Source organism: Brevundimonas pondensis, from assembly GCF_017487345.1.
GTDB classification, from domain to species: domain Bacteria; phylum Pseudomonadota; class Alphaproteobacteria; order Caulobacterales; family Caulobacteraceae; genus Brevundimonas; species Brevundimonas pondensis.
Genome location: NZ_CP062006.1, coordinates 1,692,306 through 1,709,222, shown reverse-complemented (window position 1 = coordinate 1,709,222; position 16,917 = coordinate 1,692,306). Strand labels below are relative to the sequence as shown.

The following is a 16,917-nucleotide window of genomic DNA, read 5'->3' as shown; positions in this document are numbered from 1 at the left end:
CCAGGCGCATGACCATGAATCGTCGCGGCCTGCTGGGGCTGTTCGGGGCAGGGGCGGCCGTCGGCGCGACGCCGGTTGCGGCGGAGACGACCGCAGTCGTCTTCGCTCATGGCGTCGCTTCGGGCGATCCGGGAACGGACCGGGTGATCCTGTGGACGCGCGTGACGCCGGATGCGGGTTTCAACGGTCCGGTGTCCGTGAACTGGCGTGTGCTGGATGGTGAAGCCGTAGCGGCTTCAGGCCGGTTCGAGACGGGGCCGGAGCGCGATTACACGGTCAAGATCGACGCTGCGGGTCTGCGTCCCGGCCGCGACTATCGCTACGACTTCGCCGTCGGCGAGACCCGCTCGCCGGTCGGACGCACCCGCACCCTGGCGGCCGAGGGCGTGACGCCGGTCAATCTGGCGGTCGTGTCGTGTCAGCTCTATCCCGGCGGCCTGTTCAACGCCTATGAGGCCATCGCGGCCCTGCCGTCGCTGGACGCCGTGGTTCATCTGGGCGACTACATCTACGAATATGGGGCCGAGGCGGACGCCTACGGCATGGCGACTGGCGCGGCTCTGAACCGTCTGCCCGAGCCGCGCCATGAGATCGTGACCCTGGCCGATTATCGGACCCGTCATGCCCAGTACAAGACGGACGCGGACCTGAAGGCGGCCCACGCCCGCGCGCCCTTCATCTGCGTCTGGGACGACCATGAGACAGCCAATGACGCCTGGCTGCACGGGGCCGAGAACCACCAGCCAGAGAGCGAAGGCGACTTCGCCGTGCGCAAGGCCGCGGCGCTGAAGGCCTATTACGAGTGGATGCCGATCCGCGAGGCGGCCCCTGGCGCGCTGAAGGAGGCGATCCATCGCAGCTTCCACTTCGGCGACCTGGCCAGCCTGATGATGGTCGAGACGCGGTTGACCGGTCGTACTGAGGCCCTGGATTACAGCAAGGATCTGACGGCCAAGGACGGGCCTGACGGCGAACCCGTGCTGGACCTCGACGCCTTTCACGCCAAACTGAATGACCCGTCGCGCGACCTTATGGGGCCGGAGCAGCGCGACTGGCTGACACGCGAACTATCGGCGTCCAAGGCCGCCGGTCGTCCGTGGCAGGTGCTCGGCAACCAGGTCGTGACCGCTCGCGTGGCCGGGCCCGATGTGTCGCGCACTATGACGCCGGAACAGATCGAGGGCCTGATGGCCCGGGTGCCCGAGGCTTTCCGCGAGCAGTTCGAGCAGGCCTTGTTCCTGTTCAAGATGGGCCTGCCGTTCAACCTCGACGCATGGGACGGCTATCCTGCGGGAAGAGAGAGGCTCTACGCCGCCTTCGCCGAGGCCGGGGTCCAGCCCATCGTCCTTGCGGGCGACAGCCACGCCTTCTGGGTCAATGAATTGAAGGACGCGAGCGGCGCCCGCCGCGCGGTCGAGTTCGGAACCAGCGCCGTCTCCAGTCCCTCGATCGGCGACGCAATCGGCGGCTTCCCACTGGGCGCGGCCCTGATGCAGGCCAATGACGAGGTCGTCTTCTGCGACCAGTCGGCAAAGGGCTTTATCATGCTGACCTTGACGGAGGACAAGGCAGAGGCGGCGTTGATGCAGGTCTCGACCATCTTCGCCAAGCCGTTCGAGGTGGGAACCCGCAAGCGCTTCGAGGTCTCACGTACGGGCCTTGTGAGCGAGGCGATCGGATAAAGGTCGCATTGACCTTCTGCCGTGTGGGGCGTCAGATCGCGTCGCGGATTAGTCTTGGAGACCAGTCATGGGCGATCGGGTGCGGAGCGATCATGGCAGTCTGATCCGGCAGGCGCTGGATGACGGCGCGGGTGCGCGTTCGGCTCTGGCCGCGTCGTGGCGTCGGTCGATGACCCTCTACGGCCTTGATCCCGTCGAGCATGGTCGGGTCGAAACCATCACCGAACAGCAGCTGCGCGAGGCGCGGCAGGCGATGGAGCCGATGACGCGCGCGGCCGAAGGCGTGCTGGACCGGCTGTTTCTGGCCGTCGGCGGGGTGGGGTGTTGCGTCCTGCTGACCAATGCCGAAGGCGTGCCGGTCGAGCGACGCGGTGCGGCGGCGGACGACGACACCTTCCATCGCTGGGGTCTGTGGCCCGGCGCCGTCTGGTCCGAGGCGGTCGAGGGGACCAACGGCATCGGCACGGCCCTGGCCGAGCATCGTGCGGTGACCATCCATCGCGAACAGCATTTCCACGCCCGCAACACCGGGCTGAGCTGCATCACCCACCCCATCCATGACCACCTGGGGCGGCTGGCCGGGGCGCTGGATGTCTCGTCCTGCCGGGCCGATGCGACTGAGGCGATCCTGGGGCTGATCTCGGCGGCCGTTTCGGATGCGGCCCGGGCGATCGAGGCGCAGAGCTTCCGCCAGGCCTTTGCCGATGCGCGCATCGTGCTGGCGGGCGGGGCCAGCGAGCGCAATGCGGCGGCCCTGCTGGCCGTCGATCGCGACGATCTAGTCATCGGCGCTACGCGGGCGGCGCGCCTGTCCCTGTCCATCACGGACGAGCGGATCGCTGGCCAATTGCTGGCCTCCGACCTGCTGACGCCGGGCGGGGCCGAGCTCGATCTGCTGGAAGCCGAGCGCGGGGCGGTGCGCCGGGCTCTGGCGCGCTCCGGCGGCAATGTCTCGGCGGCGGCGCGGGCGCTGGGCGTCAGCCGCGCCACCCTGCACCGCAAGCTGCACCGTCTGGGCCTGATCGACCTGCACTGACCTGTCGCAATCCTGCGACAGGTTTGCGGCGCACCATTTCGCCGCCGTCTGGCGTTCAGCCTCCTGCCGACCAAACTGGTCTCAAACGACGCCGGACAATCGGCGCCTCAGGAAACCAGCAGGAGGCCTTTCGTGACCAAGCCTGAATTCATCCGCGCCGTGACGCCCAAGTACAAGGCGCGCTACGACAACTTCATCGGCGGCCAGTGGGTGGCCCCGGTCAATGGCCGCTATTTCGAGAACACCTCCCCGGTGAACGGCCGCGTCCTGTGCGAGGTGGCTCGCTCGGACGCGGCCGACGTCGAACTGGCGCTGGACGCCGCCCATGCGGCCAGGGACGCTTGGGGCAAGACCAGCGTCGCCCAGCGCGCCCTGATTCTGAACCGCATCGCCGACCGAATGGAGCAGAACCTGCAGGCCATCGCCGAGGCCGAGACCTGGGACAACGGCAAGCCGGTGCGCGAGACCCTGGCGGCCGACATCCCGCTGGCCATCGACCACTTCCGCTATTTCGCCGGCTGCATCCGCGCGCAGGAAGGCGGCATCTCCGAGCTGGACCACGACACGGTCGCCTATCATTTCCACGAGCCGCTGGGCGTGGTCGGCCAGATCATTCCGTGGAACTTCCCGATCCTGATGGCGGCGTGGAAGATCGCTCCGGCCTTGGCGGCGGGCAACTGCATCGTGCTGAAGCCGGCCGAGCAGACGCCGGCCTCCATCCTGTTGCTGACCGAGCTGATCCAGGACATCCTGCCGCCGGGCGTGCTGAACATCGTCTCGGGCACGGGGATCGAGGTCGGCGAGCCGCTGGCCACCAACCCGCGCATCGCCAAGATCGCCTTCACCGGCTCGACCGCCGTCGGTCAGAAGATCATGGAATACGCCACCCAGAACATCATTCCGGTGACGCTGGAGCTGGGCGGCAAGTCGCCGAACATCTTCTTCAAGGACGTGATGGACGCCGATGACGCCTTCCTCGACAAGGCGCTGGAAGGCTTCGCCATGTTCGCGCTCAACCAGGGCGAGGTCTGCACCTGCCCCAGCCGCGCCCTGATCCACGAAGACATCTATGAAGCCTTCATCGAGAAGGCGATCGCCCGTGTCGAAGCCATCAAGCAGGGCGACCCGTTGGACCCCTCGACCCAGGTCGGCGCCCAGGCCTCGGACCAGCAGTTGAAGAAGATCCTGTCCTATCTGAAGATCGGCAAGGACGAGGGCGCCGAGGTGCTGACCGGCGGCGATCAGGCGGTGCTGAAGGACGACCTGGCCGGCGGCTATTACGTCAAGCCGACGGTGTTCAAGGGCACGAACGACATGCGCGTTTTCCAGGAGGAGATCTTCGGTCCCGTCCTGGCCGTGACGACCTTCAAGACGCTGGAAGAGGCCATCGCCATCGCCAACGACACCGAATATGGCCTGGGCGCCGGGGTGTGGTCGCGCGACATGAACACCGCCTATCGCGCGGGCCGGGCCATTCAGGCGGGCCGGGTCTGGACCAACTGCTACCACCAGTATCCGGCGCACGCGGCCTTCGGCGGCTACAAGAAGTCGGGCATCGGGCGGGAAAACCATCGCATGATGCTGGACCACTATCAGCAGACCAAGAACCTGCTGGTCAGCTACAGCCCCGACAAGTTGGGCTTCTTCTGATCACTGAGCACATCTGCGGGCGCGGGCTTCGGTCCGCGCCCTTGGCGTCATGCGCCATTACGAAGCGAGGCGCCGTCGATCCAGGTTTCGATAGCTGTGAAATGCTCATCGAGAATCACCAGATCGGCCGCCAGTCCCGGGGCGATGCGGCCGCGCTTGCGCTCCAGCCCCAGGAATGCGGCCGGCGCGGCCGAAGCCATCATGACGGCGGTCGCCAGGTCGAGGCCAAGCAGGTCGCGGGCGTTGCGGACGGCTGCGGCCATGTCGAGGTCTGATCCCGCCAGAACTCCACGCTCGTCCAGGCAGGCGCCGTCCTTTACCGAAATGCGGCGGCCCTGCAGATAGAAGTGATCGTCCCCGTCGCCGAGGTGAGGGGCGTTCACGCTGGGCATGGCGTCGGTGACCAGCATGAAGCGATCCGCGGGGCGGCAGCGGAGGGCCAGTTTCAGCACGACCGGATCGACGTGGTGGCCGTCGACGATGATTCCGCACCAGGCGGTCTGGCTTTCCAGGGCCGCGCCGACAACGCCCGGTTCGCGGCTGGTCAGGGGCGACATGGCGTTGAACAGGTGCGTGAACCCCGTCACACCCGCGTCCATGGCGGCGCGGACGGTCGGGTAGTCGGCGTCGGTATGCCCGGCCGCGACCACGGCGCCGTCCGCAACCAGAGCCGTGATCATGTCGGGCGTGGTGGTCTCCGGCGCCAGGGTGATCAGGGTGCGGCCGGTCTTCATGCGCGTCAGCAGACGCACGGCTTCATCGTCCAGGGTACGGAACTTGCTCGGATCGTGGATGCCCTTGCGCGCCACGTTCAGGAAGGGCCCCTCGATATGAATGCCCAGAACGCCAGGCACGCCCTCAAGCATGGCTTGTTCCACCGCATCGATGGCCTGGTCGATGACCGACAGGTCGTCGCTGATAAGGGTGGGCAGGAAGCCGGTAGTTCCGAAACGCCGGTGGGCGGCGCCGATCCGGGCGATGGTTTCAAGCGTGGGCGCGTCATTGAACAGAACGCCGCCGCCGCCATTGACCTGGGTGTCGATATAGCCGGGAACCAGCCGGGCGCCGTTCAGATCGCGGATCTCGGCCTCGGGAAAGGCGACGCTCAGGACCGAGGCCGGCGCCACGGCGGCGATGCGGTCGCCCTCTACGACTACGGCCAGGTCGTCGTGAAAGGCGTCATCGACCAGGATCGGGCCGTTGTGCAGCAGGGTGGGCATCAAACGGTCTCGGTCACCTTGTTGAGGTAGGGCGGACGATCCGGATCGAAGCCGCGCGCTGTCGAAAGCGTGGCGGCCAGGCGATAGAAGCTCTGGATCAGCAGTATGGGTTCCAGCGCCGGATGCGCGCCGACGGTAGGCAGGGAAACGACGCCCGGCGCGGTCGTGGCCCCGGCGAAGAAGACCCGGGCGCCGCGTCGGGCGAAGTCGGCGGCCAGATCTTGGGCGTCGTCATATGTTGCGTCCGACTGGGGCAGCAGCAGGACGGGGAAGCCGGTCTTGACCAGGGCCATCGGCCCGTGACGAACCTCGGCGGTGGAGAAGGCCTCGGCGTGCAGGCCGCAGGTCTCCTTCAACTTCAGCGCTGCCTCTCGGGCGACGCCGAAGCCGACCCCGCGTCCGACCACGTAAAGACTGGTCACGTCTGTCAGAGCGGGCAGGGCGGCCGACCAGTCCTGGGCCCAGGCGGCGTCCAGTTGTTGCGGCAGGCTCTCGAGACCGGCGGACAGGTCGGCGTCGCCGCTCCATTCCGCGATCAGATGGGCGATGGCGCTGAGGCTGGCGATGAAGCTCTTGGTGGCTGCGACTGACAGTTCCGGCCCGGCGCGCAAGGGAATGGTCAGGTCGGCCACCTGACTGAGCGGCGAATCCTCGACGTTGACCAGGGCGATGACGAAGGCGCCGCCAGCGCGCGCACCGGCGGCTGCGGCGACCAGGTCGGGGCTCTTGCCCGATTGCGATACGGCCAGGCACAGGCCGTCCGGAACATGCGGGGCGCGGCCGTAGACGGAACTGACAGCCAGGGGCATGGGGCTGGTCATCACCCCGACCTCGGTCTCGATCAGATAGCGGGCGAAGACCCCGGCGTTGTCGGAGCTGCCCCGGCCGCAGATCAGGGCGGCGGTCGGCGGATGCATGCGCAGGCGCTTGGCCGCCTGGGCGATGACGCCGGCGTTGGCGGCCAGTTGGGCGGCCACGAGGCGGCCAGAGGCGGCGGCCTCGGCGAACATCTGGGTGTCTTCGGCGCGCATCAGGCGGGTCCGTCGTTGAGCTCGGCGACGAAGTCGTAGGCGTCGCCGCGATAATAGGACTGGGTCACTTCCACCGGTTCGCCGTTATGGAAGGCGCGCCGTTCGATCAGCAGGCCGGGTGCGCCGGGGGCGATGCCCAGAAGCTGGCACTGCTCGGCGCTGAACAGAACCGCGCGCAGGCGTTGCAGGGCGCGATTCGGTCGATGTCCGCTGACCGCCAACGCCTGATAGAGAGATGTCGTCACCGCCTCGAGGCTAGACAGGCAGGAAGCCGGCACCGTCGAGTACTCTAGCGCCATTGGCGCGCCGTCGGCGAAACGGATGCGGTGAAAACGATAGACCGGTGCTCCGGGGCTGAGCCCCAGGGTCAGGGATTCCTCGGGCGTGACCGTGCCTTCGCTGCGGCTCAGCCATGAACTGGTGGCCTTGCGGCCGCGCGCAGCCATGTCCTCGGAAAAGGAGGTCAGCTTGGAGAAGCTCTTTTCGACACGGGCGGCGACGAAGGTGCCCGCGCCCTGACGTCGCGTCAGCAGGCCCTCGGCCACCAGGCCGTCGAAAGCCTTGCGGATAGTGATGCGTGACACCGCCAGTTCATTGGCCAGGTCCCGCTCTGGCGGCAGAGCGTCGTCGGGCTTGAGCGTGCGGCGCTCGATGGCCTGGCGAACGGCTTGCTGCAGCTGCTGATACAGCGGCGCGGGCCTCTGGGCGTCCAGCGATCCTATGGCTTCAAGAAACGGCATGGCGTTCTCCCCCAGAGTGCATCCCAACGAGCGCATCTGAGCCCATGTTATGCAACCAATCAAGTACCAATATGAAGAAAGTTTAGGTCCAATGTGAAATTTGGTCTTGCGATGTGCGACTCTTTGGTGAAAGTCTTCCGTCAATTCCCATGTTCTCTCGATCTGGTCGAAAGAGGGGCGGGCCTTATTGGTCCTGAATTGGGTATATCGGACCTGCGGGGGCAGGTCTCTGGAGGGGAGATCCAGCGCCATGAGTATCCGTCACGCCTTGCTTGCCGGTTCAGTCAGCGCCCTGGCGCTGGTCGCCGGCGCCGCCGCCGCCCAGGATGCGCCGGCGACCACGGTCGATGAGGTCGTCGTCACCGGCATCCGCGCATCGCTGCAGCAGTCCATCGACACCAAGCGCAACGCCAACGCCATCATTGACGTCGTCACCGCCGAGGATGTGGGCAAGTTCCCCAGCTCGAACGTGGCCGAGGCCATCACCATCATTCCGGGCGTCACGGTCGACCGCGCCTTCGGTCAGGGCGAGAAGGTCTCGATCCTGGGTACGGACCCGGCGCTGAACCGCACCCTGTTGAACGGCCAGACGGTCGCCTCGGCGGACTGGTTCATTCTTGATCAGCCGGGCCGGACCTTCAACTACGCCCTGCTGGCTCCGCAGATCGTCGGCAAGGTCGAGGTCTACAAGTCGCCTGAGGCTCGCATCGACGAGGGCTCGATCGGCGGGACCGTTGATGTTTCGACCCGGCGTCCGCTGGATCTGGGCCGGCACACTCTGTCGGGGGCGGTGACCTATCTGTACAATGACCGGTCCGAGAGCGGCGACGCGCAGCTGTCGGTGCTGGGCGGCTGGCGCAATGAGGACCGCACCTTCGGTGTTCTGGTCTCGGCCCAACGCGCCGCTGATGACCTGCGTCGTGACGGTCTGGAAGCTTACGGCACCATTCCGGCCAGCTACTACGCTGGCGGCAACGCTGAAAATCCAGGTGGCAACTCGATCGCCAACGGCAACTGTACGGGCGCCTGCGCCACGACCCTGCTGGCCAATCCGAACGCCAAGGGGTTGAACGCCTTTGGCACCCATTTCTTTGAACAGAGCCGGGAACGCAACAGCTACACCGTGGCCGCCCAGTGGCGTCCGAACGACAGCCTGGATCTGAACTTCGACTGGCTGCGTATCGACGCCACCTATGACAACATCAACCAGGCCCTGTTCGCTTTCCAGGGCAATACCTGGAACAGCCTGGGCGCCCTGACCGGCCTTCAGGTCGACAACAACGTCATCACCAAGGCCTCCTTCAAGAACGCGCTCAGTGTACTGGACATCCAGTATCGCGAGGCCGCCATGACCTCGGACAGCTACCACTTCGACGCCAAGTATCGCGGCGACGGCTGGGATCTGTCGGGCGACATCGGTTACACCAAGGCTGACGGCGGGACCCAGCGTCAGCTGTTCGGCGAGTTCCTGAACTGGGCCGATTATACGGTGGACTTCACTGGCGCTCCGGGTTCGCCTGGCGTCCTGACCTACGCCAACGGCAATGTTCTGAACGACGCGTCGAAGTTCTCGTTCGACGGCGGCTGGGGCGCGGGCGACCCGTCCGTCGGTCCGACCGGTTACAACGCAGGCTGGGGCGGCAACATCGTCTCGAAGCCGACGATGGATGAGGAAACCTACGCCCAGGCCGATCTCGGCTTTGACCGTGACGGTTTCTTCAACCGTTTCCAGTTCGGCTACAAATACCGCAAGCATGAGACCGACCAGAAGATGTCGGGCGTGACGGTTCAGATCTATGGGGCGCCGGACAGCGCCGCCATGTTCAGCCCGAGCCGGGTGCCGGGCAACTATCTGGATGGTTTCAATGTGAACGACCAGATGAAGGGTCGCTTCCGGATCGATGGCAAGGCGCTGGCTGACTACATCGAAGCGGGCGAGTACCTGCGTCCCTGGCAGGCCAAGCCAGTGCCGACGGTCTTCGGCAACGCGGAATTCACCGCCCAGAACTGGAACGTTCAGGAGACGATCAACGCTGTCTATGGCCAGGCGGACTTCGAGAGCGACCGTGTCCGCGGCAACGTCGGCCTGCGCTATGTCCGCACGGAATCGGAAAGCGGGGGCTATGTCTGCGTCAATCAGACGGCGACCGGATGCGGCACGACTGCGGCCGATTGGGAATGGAGCGTCAGGAGCAAGGAATACGACGACTTCCTGCCCAGCCTGAACGTCGCCATCAACGCTTCGGACGACCTGATCATCCGCCTGGCGGCGGCCAAGGTCGTCTCGCGTCCCAACTATGCGGACATGTCCAACTACTTCTGGCTTTCGGACCAGATCCTGACCGGCGGCGGCGGCAACCCGGACCTCGATCCCTACAAGTCGACCAACCTGAACGCGGCGGCCGAATGGTATTTCGCGCCGGACGCCATTCTGTCGGGTGAGATCTTCTACAAGAAGATCGACAACTACATCCTGCAAAAGACGGCGCCGGAAGAGCATTTCAACCAGGCCCAGAACGCTGTCACCACCTATCAGATCAGCCGTCCGACCAATGCCGGTTCGGCCGACCTGAAGGGCGCGACCTTCGCCTATCAGCAGAACTACGCCTACGGCCTGGGCCTGCTGGCCAACTACACCTACGTCGATGGCAGCGCCGACAACGGACAGGACTTGCCCTTCAACTCGAAGCACCAGGTCAACATCAGCCCCTTCTTCGAACAGGGACCGTTTTCGGCGCGCGTGACCTACACTTGGCGGTCCAAGTATTTCACCGGGGTGGATCGCGGCGACAACATGTATGTCCGCGCCTATACGGGCCTCGACGCCACGGCGGGTTACGCCTTCACCGATCGGGTCAGCCTGACGGTGTCGGGGCAGAACCTGCTCGACAGCGAGTACTACGCCTACGCCAATACGGTCAGCCTGCCGCGGGGCGTCTATCGCACCGGCCGCAAGCTGATGGCGACGCTGAGCGTCGAGTTCTAGGACGTCGCGTTCGGGGGGCGGCGTTCGTCGCCCCCTGTTCCGCCTATCGCCAAGGCCCTCTCCTGAGGCCAGACTGGCGCGGGGCGTCACCGTCCCGCGCGCTTTTTTTATGCGAGACTGCGTATGACCCAGGTGGTTCGATTGAGGGCGCTCGCCCCGCGGCTGACATCCGTGCTGGCCGTCCTGGCGGCCATGGCCTCGGGGTCCGTTGTCCTGGCCGAAACGCCGGTCGGGTCGGTGATCCCGCGTCCCGCCGTCGTCACGCCCGCCGAGGGCGTCTTCGCCCTGAATGACGCGACGGTCCTGAGCGTCCCGCGCGGCGACGCCGAGGCGCGGCGCGCGGCGACCTATTTCGCCGATCTGATGCAGCGCACGCGGGGGCTGACCCTGACGGTGCGCGAAGGCGAGGCCGCGCCCGGCGCCGTCGTCTTCCGTCGCGCAACCGGCATCGCCTCCGACGCCTATCGTCTGGACGTCAGCCCGCGCGACGCGGTCATCGAGGCCGACGACTTCGGCGGGATGCTCTATGGTTCGATCAGCCTGTGGCAGCTGGCGACGGAAGAGGCCGGTCAGGGGGCGGCGACCATCCCCGCCGTGACCATCGCCGACGCTCCGCGCTTCGGCTGGCGCGGCGTCATGCTGGATTCGGCCCGCCATTATCAGTCGCCGGCGTTCATCAAGGGCTTCATCGACTGGATGGCCTTGCACAAGCTGAACGTCTTCCACTGGCATCTGACTGACGATCAGGCCTGGCGGCTGGAGATCAAACGCTATCCCAGGCTGACAGAGGTCGGCGGCTGGCGCGTCCACGCGGGTGCGGCGCCGCAGAAGGACATCGACCCGGCGACCGGCCGCCCGCGTCAGTACGGCGGTATCTACACCCAGGACCAGGTTCGCGACATCGTCGCCTACGCGGCGGCCCGCAATATCGTCGTGGTGCCCGAGATCGACGTGCCCGGCCACGCCAGCGCGGCGATCGCCGCCTATCCCGAACTCGGCGTCACCGACGTGCCCGGCGCCGCCGTCCCGGCCGTGCCCGCCGACTGGGGCGTTTATCCGACCCTGTTCAACGTCGAGGAGGCGACGCTCGTCCTCTTCGAGAACGTCATGGACGAGGTGGTCGATCTCTTCCCTTCGGAATACGTCCACATCGGCGGCGACGAAGCGGTCAAGGACCAGTGGAAGGCTTCGCCCCGTGTGCAGGAACGGATGCGCGAGCTAGGTCTGGCCGACGAGGAAAAGTTGCAGTCCTGGTTTGTCGCCCGCCTGGAGAAACGCCTGAACGACCACGGCCGCCGCATGATCGGCTGGGATGAAATCCTGGAAGGCGGCATCAACCCCAACGCCAGCGTCATGTCTTGGCGCGGGGTCGAGGGCGCCATCGAGGCGGCGCGCCTGGGCCATGACACGGTCATGTCGCCGGCGCCCGTGCTGTATTTCGACAACCGTCAGAGCGCCGACGACGGGGCGCCGGGACGTGGCTTTACCTCGACCCTGCGCGACGTCTACAGCTTCGACCCGACGCCGGACGAACTGATCCCGGACCAGGCGCGGCGCGTCCTGGGGGTGCAGGGCAACCTCTTCACCGAACACATGCGGACCGAGGACCGGGTCGAGTATCAGGCCTTCCCCCGTATCTCGGCCCTGGCGGAAATGGCCTGGACCCCGCATGCGCGAATGGATTTCGACGATTTCCGCGCCCGTCTGGAGCCGCAACTGGTCCGTTATCGCAGCCTCGGCATCGACTATGCGACCAGCGGCCTGACCGAGGTTCCCGAAGTCCCGCCCGCCGACGGCCAGCGTCGCTATGATCATCAGATGAAGCTGTGCAGTGCGGCCCTACCGCTGTCGCTGATCGACGACGCTCCGCTGGAGGGCGAGCGTCCGGCCCTGCTGATGGACATCCTCAATCCCTGCTGGATCTATCAGTCGGCGGACCTGAGCGAGGGGCGACGCTTTGAAGCCGCCGTGGGTCAGGTTCCCTTCAACTTCCAGATCGGCGCCGATCGCGACAAGATCCGCCTGGGCGCACCGCGTACCCCGGCGGGCGAGCTGGAGGTCCGTATCGACGGCTGCGAAGGCGAACCGGCCTTGATCCTGCCCCTGGCCGAGGCTGCGGGCGATGACGGGATCACCGTCCTGTCGGGGCGGCTTCCGATCCGCGCGGGTCGACACGACCTCTGTCTGAAGTTCACACAGAAAGATCTGGACCCGATGTGGGGCGTCGACTGGGTGCGCATTGCCGATTCCGGCGCCCGGCGCGGGGACGACTGATGACGCATGAGTTGATTATTCACGCCCCGATCGACGGCTGGGTCTGTGAACTGGACGAGGTTCCGGACGCTGCCTTCGCAGGGCGCATGGTCGGCGAGGGGCTGGCCATTGATCCGACCGGCATGATGGTCCGCGCGCCCTTCGACGGGGTGGTGTCGAGTCTGGCTCGCACCAGCCACGCCGTCAGCGTGCGTTCTGACACGGGGCCGGAAATCCTGATCCATCTGGGGGTGGAAACGGTGAGTTTGAACGGGGCGGGCTTCACAGCTCATGTCGCCGCCGGAGATCGGGTCAGGACAGGGGATCTTTTGCTGACGCTGGATCTCGAGGTGATCGTGTCGGGCGCCAAGAGTCTGATCTCGCCCATTCTTCTGGTCGGTGACGGCGAGGTTCACCCCCTGCCGTTGAACCGGTTGGTCGAGGCTGGCGAGCCGATCATGGCTGTGCGCCAGACGGCGGTCGCCGGAATGACTCCAAGTGACAGCGAGGCAAGGCTGACCCGCACGGTGCGTGCACCCCTTCCGCATGGTTTGCATGCCCGTCCGGCTTCGCGCCTGGCCGCCGTCGCCAAGAGCTTTGACGCCCGCATCCGCCTGACGCTGGGCGAACGTGGAGCCGACGCCGTCAGCCTGACCGCCATGATGGCTCTCGGGCTCAAGGACGGCGACGAACTCACCGTCAGCGCCAGCGGCCGGCAGGCTGAGGCGGCGCTGGACGCGATCACCGCCTTGATCGAATCTGGTCTGGGAGAAGGGGAGCCAGCTCCTCATGCCTCCGCCGCCATTGAAGCCGCGGCGGCTCCCGTCGGTCCCGCCCCAAGCGAGGACGGCGAGTTGATCTTCTCTGGCGTCACGGCGGCGCCGGGGCTGGTCATAGGTCACGCGGTCCGCCTGCGGCATGTCGAGATCGAGGCGCCCGAGCATGGGCGGACCATCGCGCTGGAGCGGGCGGACCTGCAAAGGGCGTTGGAGGGCGTCCGTAACCGCATTGAGAATGCAGTGGCCTCTGGCGGCGCCCACCGCCGTGCAATTCTGGCCGCCCACCTGGCTTTTCTCGACGATCCCGGTCTGCTCGCCACGGCGCAGGAAGCCATTGAGGCGGGCCGCAGCGCCGGGTTCGCCTGGCGTACGGCGACACGAGAGGGCATGGCGCTGTTCCGCTCGCTGGGCGACACCCGTACAGCTGAGCGCGCCGACGACCTGATGGATCTGGAACGTCAGGTTCTGGTTGAACTCTCGGGGGGCGCCGATCCGACGCCCGTGATCCTGGGCGACGGAGCAATCATCCTGGCCGACGACCTTTTGCCGTCGCAGTTGATCGCCCTGGACGCATCAAAGGTGGCGGGGCTGTGCACAGCACGGGGGGGGGCGACATCACATGTCGCCATCCTGGCCGCCGCCATGGGCGTTCCGGCCCTGGTCGCCGTTGGCGCAGGACTGGAGCGGGTCGAGGACGGCGCCCTGGTGGTGCTGGACGCCGATGGACGACGGCTGATCGTCAGCCCGTCCGCCGCCCGGCAGGCCCGCGCCCAGAGCGCCGCCGCCGCGCGTCAGCGACGCCGTCTTGAGGCCCGCGCTCTGGCCGCCGAGGACTGCCGAACCGCCGATGGCGTCCGCATCGAGGTCTTCGCCAACCTGGGCGACGTGGCCGAAGCCGCGCCCGCCGTGGCAGGCGGGGCCGAGGGCTGCGGCCTGCTGCGCACTGAATTCCTGTTCCTGGAACGCCAGAACGCCCCGACCGAAGATGAGCAGCTGGCCCAGTACCAGGCCATTGCCGACGCCCTGAACGGGCGGCCTCTGGTCATCCGCACCCTGGATGCAGGGGGCGACAAGCCCTTGTCTTATTTGCCCATGCCGCATGAGGAAAATCCGGCCCTGGGTCTACGCGGGGTGCGCACAGGCCTGCACCGCCCCGATCTGCTGCTGACCCAGCTGCGGGCGGTCTGTCGCGTGCGTTCCAGCGGAACTGTCGCCGTCATGCTGCCCATGATCACCTCGGCCGCCGAGGTCTGTCAGGTCCGGGCCATGTTGGATGTCGCGGTCGGGGAAACGGGCGGAGCGTCACCCTTGCTGGGAGTGATGATCGAGACCCCTGCGGCGGCCATGACCGCAGATCTGCTGGCGCCTCATATCGACTTTGTTTCGGTCGGCACCAATGACCTGACCCAGTATGCCCTGGCCATGGATCGCCAGAACGCCCATCTGGCGGCGCAGCTGGACAGTCTGCACCCGGCGGTGCTGCGCCTGATCGCCCAGACGGCGGCGGGGGCGGCGGATACGCGTTGGATCGGTGTTTGCGGCGGACTGGCATCGGATCTGCTGGCTGCGCCCATCCTGATCGGTCTCGGCGTCACCGAGCTGTCGGCCACGCCGTCGATGACAGCCGAGATCAAGGCCTTGCTGCGGGGCTTGACCCTGGCCGACTGCCGCGAACTGGCGACCCAGGCCCTGAGGCTGGACAGCGCCGAGGCCGAGCGCGCCCTGGCCGACGAACGTCTGGCCGCACTCATGAAATCCCGTGTCGTCGGAGCGGTCGCATGAAGATCGGAATGTCCAGCTTGCAGCCCCTCGGCCGGGCCCTGATGCTGCCCATCGCCGTCCTGCCGGTGGCAGGCCTGCTGTTGCGGCTGGGCCAGCCGGACCTGCTCGACATCGCCTTCATCTCGGCGGCGGGGCAGGCGATCTTCGCCAACCTGGGTCTGCTGTTCGCCGTCGGCGTGGCCGTGGGCCTGGCCAGGGACAACAATGGCGCGGCTGGTTTGGCGGGCGTGGTCTGTTTCCTGATCTCAGTCGAGGCGTCCAAGGTTCTGCTGGCGGTCCCGCCCCAGGTCGTCGCCGGGTTGACCGGCGAGGCGGCCGACGCCGCGTCCAAGGCCTTCAAGGATCAGGCCCTGTCGCGACTGGGGGTGCCCATCGGCATCGTCGCCGGCCTGATCGCCGGGGCCTGCTACAACCGCTTCTCGACCTTCAAGCTGCCGGACTATCTGGCTTTCTTCGCGGGGCGCCGCTTCGTGCCGATCGTGGCGGGGGTGGCGGGTCTGGTGGTGGCCGCCGCCGTGGGTTTGACCTTCGCCGGAATCGATCACGCCATCGACGTCTTCAGCCGCGCCGTTGTCGGTTCGGGTGAATTCGGTCTGTTCGTCTATGGCCTGCTTAACCGGTTGCTGATCGTGACGGGCCTGCACCACATCCTGAACAACGTCGCCTGGTTTATCGTCGGGGACTACGGCGGCGCGACGGGTGACCTGAACCGCTTCTTCGCGGGCGATCCCAGCGCCGGCGTCTTCATGAGCGGCTTCTTCCCCGTCATGATGTTCGGCCTGCCAGCCGCCTGCCTGGCCATGTATCACGCCGCCCGACCGGATCGCCGCAAGGAGGTCGGGGGGATGCTGTTCTCTTTGGCCCTGACCGCCTTCCTGACCGGGGTGACCGAGCCGATCGAGTTCACCTTCATGTTTTTGGCGCCGATCCTCTACGCCATCCATGCGGTGCTGACCGGCGTGTCGATGGTGGTGATGGATCTGCTGGGCGCGCGGCTGGGGTTCACCTTTTCGGCTGGCCTGTTCGACTATGTGCTGAACTTCGGCCGCGCCACGCGACCCTGGCTGCTGCTGCCGGTCGGGTTGATCTATGGCGGTCTCTATTACGCCCTGTTCCGCGTCGCCATCACGGTCTTCAATCTCAAGACGCCAGGACGGGAGGATGAGCCGCTTGAATCTGGGCCCGCTCCCAAAGATGCGGGCAGTCGGGCAGGGGCCTTTGTCGCGGCCCTCGGCGGGGCGGGCAATCTGACTGCTGTCGCCGCCTGCACGACACGCCTTCGGCTCGGAATCCGTTCGCGCGAGGCTATCGATGAGGCCGGTCTGAAACGCCTGGGCGCCCGTGGCGTCATTGCCCCGGGACCCAACCAGCTGCAGGTGGTGCTTGGTCCGATTGCGGACGCCGTGGCGGATGAAATACGGATTGCTTTGAGCGCAAGCGCCAATCCCCCCGTTCTGGGCCCGGAAGCCATTGGAAGCGAAGCGGTAGAGGAAATTTCTTCTGATATTGTCGCAGCCCTTGGAGGCGCGGCGAATATAGTGAGTGTTCGTCATATGGCTGGTCGGTTCTGTATTCATATAAAGAGTGATTTAATAGATCAGGCGCGCCTTTCTGTTCTTTTGCCGCGGGGGTTTGTTCGCACGGGCAGCGGAAGGCTGCAGATTCTCTAAACAGGCGCTCATTTTCGCCCGGTAGCGGGCGTCCGCGTCGGCGTGCTGCGTTTCCAGTCCTGGCAAGGGCCCAGGCGCTCATATGCCT

10 protein-coding genes are annotated in these 16,917 nt (G+C 66.4%); 7 read left to right on the top strand and 3 right to left on the bottom strand.

What is annotated here, in order from left to right; all coding sequences use genetic code 11:
- Positions 1 to 8 precede the first annotated feature (8 nt).
- From IFE19_RS08480 to exaC, 3 genes are all read left to right on the top strand, one after another.
- Positions 9 to 1,682, top strand: a complete 1,674-nt coding sequence (locus IFE19_RS08480; RefSeq protein WP_207827198.1) for an alkaline phosphatase D family protein — start codon at positions 9 to 11, stop codon at positions 1,680 to 1,682.
- Positions 1,683 to 1,749: 67 nt separating this feature from the next.
- Complete coding sequence (locus IFE19_RS08475; protein WP_207827196.1) at positions 1,750 to 2,718, top strand: GAF domain-containing protein; 969 nt, start codon at positions 1,750 to 1,752, stop codon at positions 2,716 to 2,718.
- Positions 2,719 to 2,850: 132 nt separating this feature from the next.
- Positions 2,851 to 4,368: an acetaldehyde dehydrogenase ExaC gene (gene exaC / locus IFE19_RS08470; protein WP_207827195.1), complete on the top strand. Its 1,518-nt coding sequence runs from the start codon at positions 2,851 to 2,853 to the stop codon at positions 4,366 to 4,368.
- A 47-nt stretch (positions 4,369 to 4,415) separates the two neighbouring features.
- Here exaC and nagA read toward each other — a convergent pair whose 3' ends face one another.
- From nagA to IFE19_RS08455, 3 genes are read right to left on the bottom strand one after another with little or no spacing between them, the layout of a single operon-like run.
- On the bottom strand, positions 4,416 to 5,588 hold the full coding sequence (gene nagA / locus IFE19_RS08465) for an N-acetylglucosamine-6-phosphate deacetylase (protein ID WP_207827193.1): 1,173 nt from the start codon (positions 5,586 to 5,588) through the stop codon (positions 4,416 to 4,418).
- Positions 5,588 to 6,619, bottom strand: coding sequence for an SIS domain-containing protein (locus IFE19_RS08460; protein ID WP_225910462.1), 1,032 nt, complete (start codon positions 6,617 to 6,619; stop codon positions 5,588 to 5,590). The genes nagA and IFE19_RS08460 overlap by 1 nt, the downstream gene beginning before the upstream one ends.
- Positions 6,619 to 7,359 (bottom strand): GntR family transcriptional regulator, encoded by a 741-nt coding sequence (locus IFE19_RS08455; protein ID WP_207827191.1) that lies wholly within the window; start codon positions 7,357 to 7,359, stop codon positions 6,619 to 6,621. Before IFE19_RS08455 ends, IFE19_RS08460 begins: the two co-directional genes overlap by 1 nt.
- A gap of 250 nt (positions 7,360 to 7,609) precedes the next feature.
- Between IFE19_RS08455 and IFE19_RS08450 the strand changes: the two genes are divergently transcribed.
- The 4 genes from IFE19_RS08450 to nagE all read left to right on the top strand — a co-directional run bounded on the left by IFE19_RS08450 (position 7,610) and on the right by nagE (position 16,829).
- Positions 7,610 to 10,345: a TonB-dependent receptor gene (locus IFE19_RS08450; protein WP_207827189.1), complete on the top strand. Its 2,736-nt coding sequence runs from the start codon at positions 7,610 to 7,612 to the stop codon at positions 10,343 to 10,345.
- A 123-nt stretch (positions 10,346 to 10,468) separates the two neighbouring features.
- Positions 10,469 to 12,619, top strand: coding sequence for a family 20 glycosylhydrolase (locus IFE19_RS08445; protein WP_207827188.1), 2,151 nt, complete (start codon positions 10,469 to 10,471; stop codon positions 12,617 to 12,619).
- Positions 12,619 to 15,159 (top strand): phosphoenolpyruvate--protein phosphotransferase, encoded by a 2,541-nt coding sequence (gene ptsP / locus IFE19_RS08440; protein ID WP_207827187.1) that lies wholly within the window; start codon positions 12,619 to 12,621, stop codon positions 15,157 to 15,159. The genes IFE19_RS08445 and ptsP overlap by 1 nt, the downstream gene beginning before the upstream one ends.
- Positions 15,156 to 16,829, top strand: a complete 1,674-nt coding sequence (gene nagE, locus IFE19_RS08435; RefSeq protein WP_207827186.1) for an N-acetylglucosamine-specific PTS transporter subunit IIBC — start codon at positions 15,156 to 15,158, stop codon at positions 16,827 to 16,829. The genes ptsP and nagE overlap by 4 nt, the downstream gene beginning before the upstream one ends.
- Positions 16,830 to 16,917 lie beyond the last annotated feature (88 nt).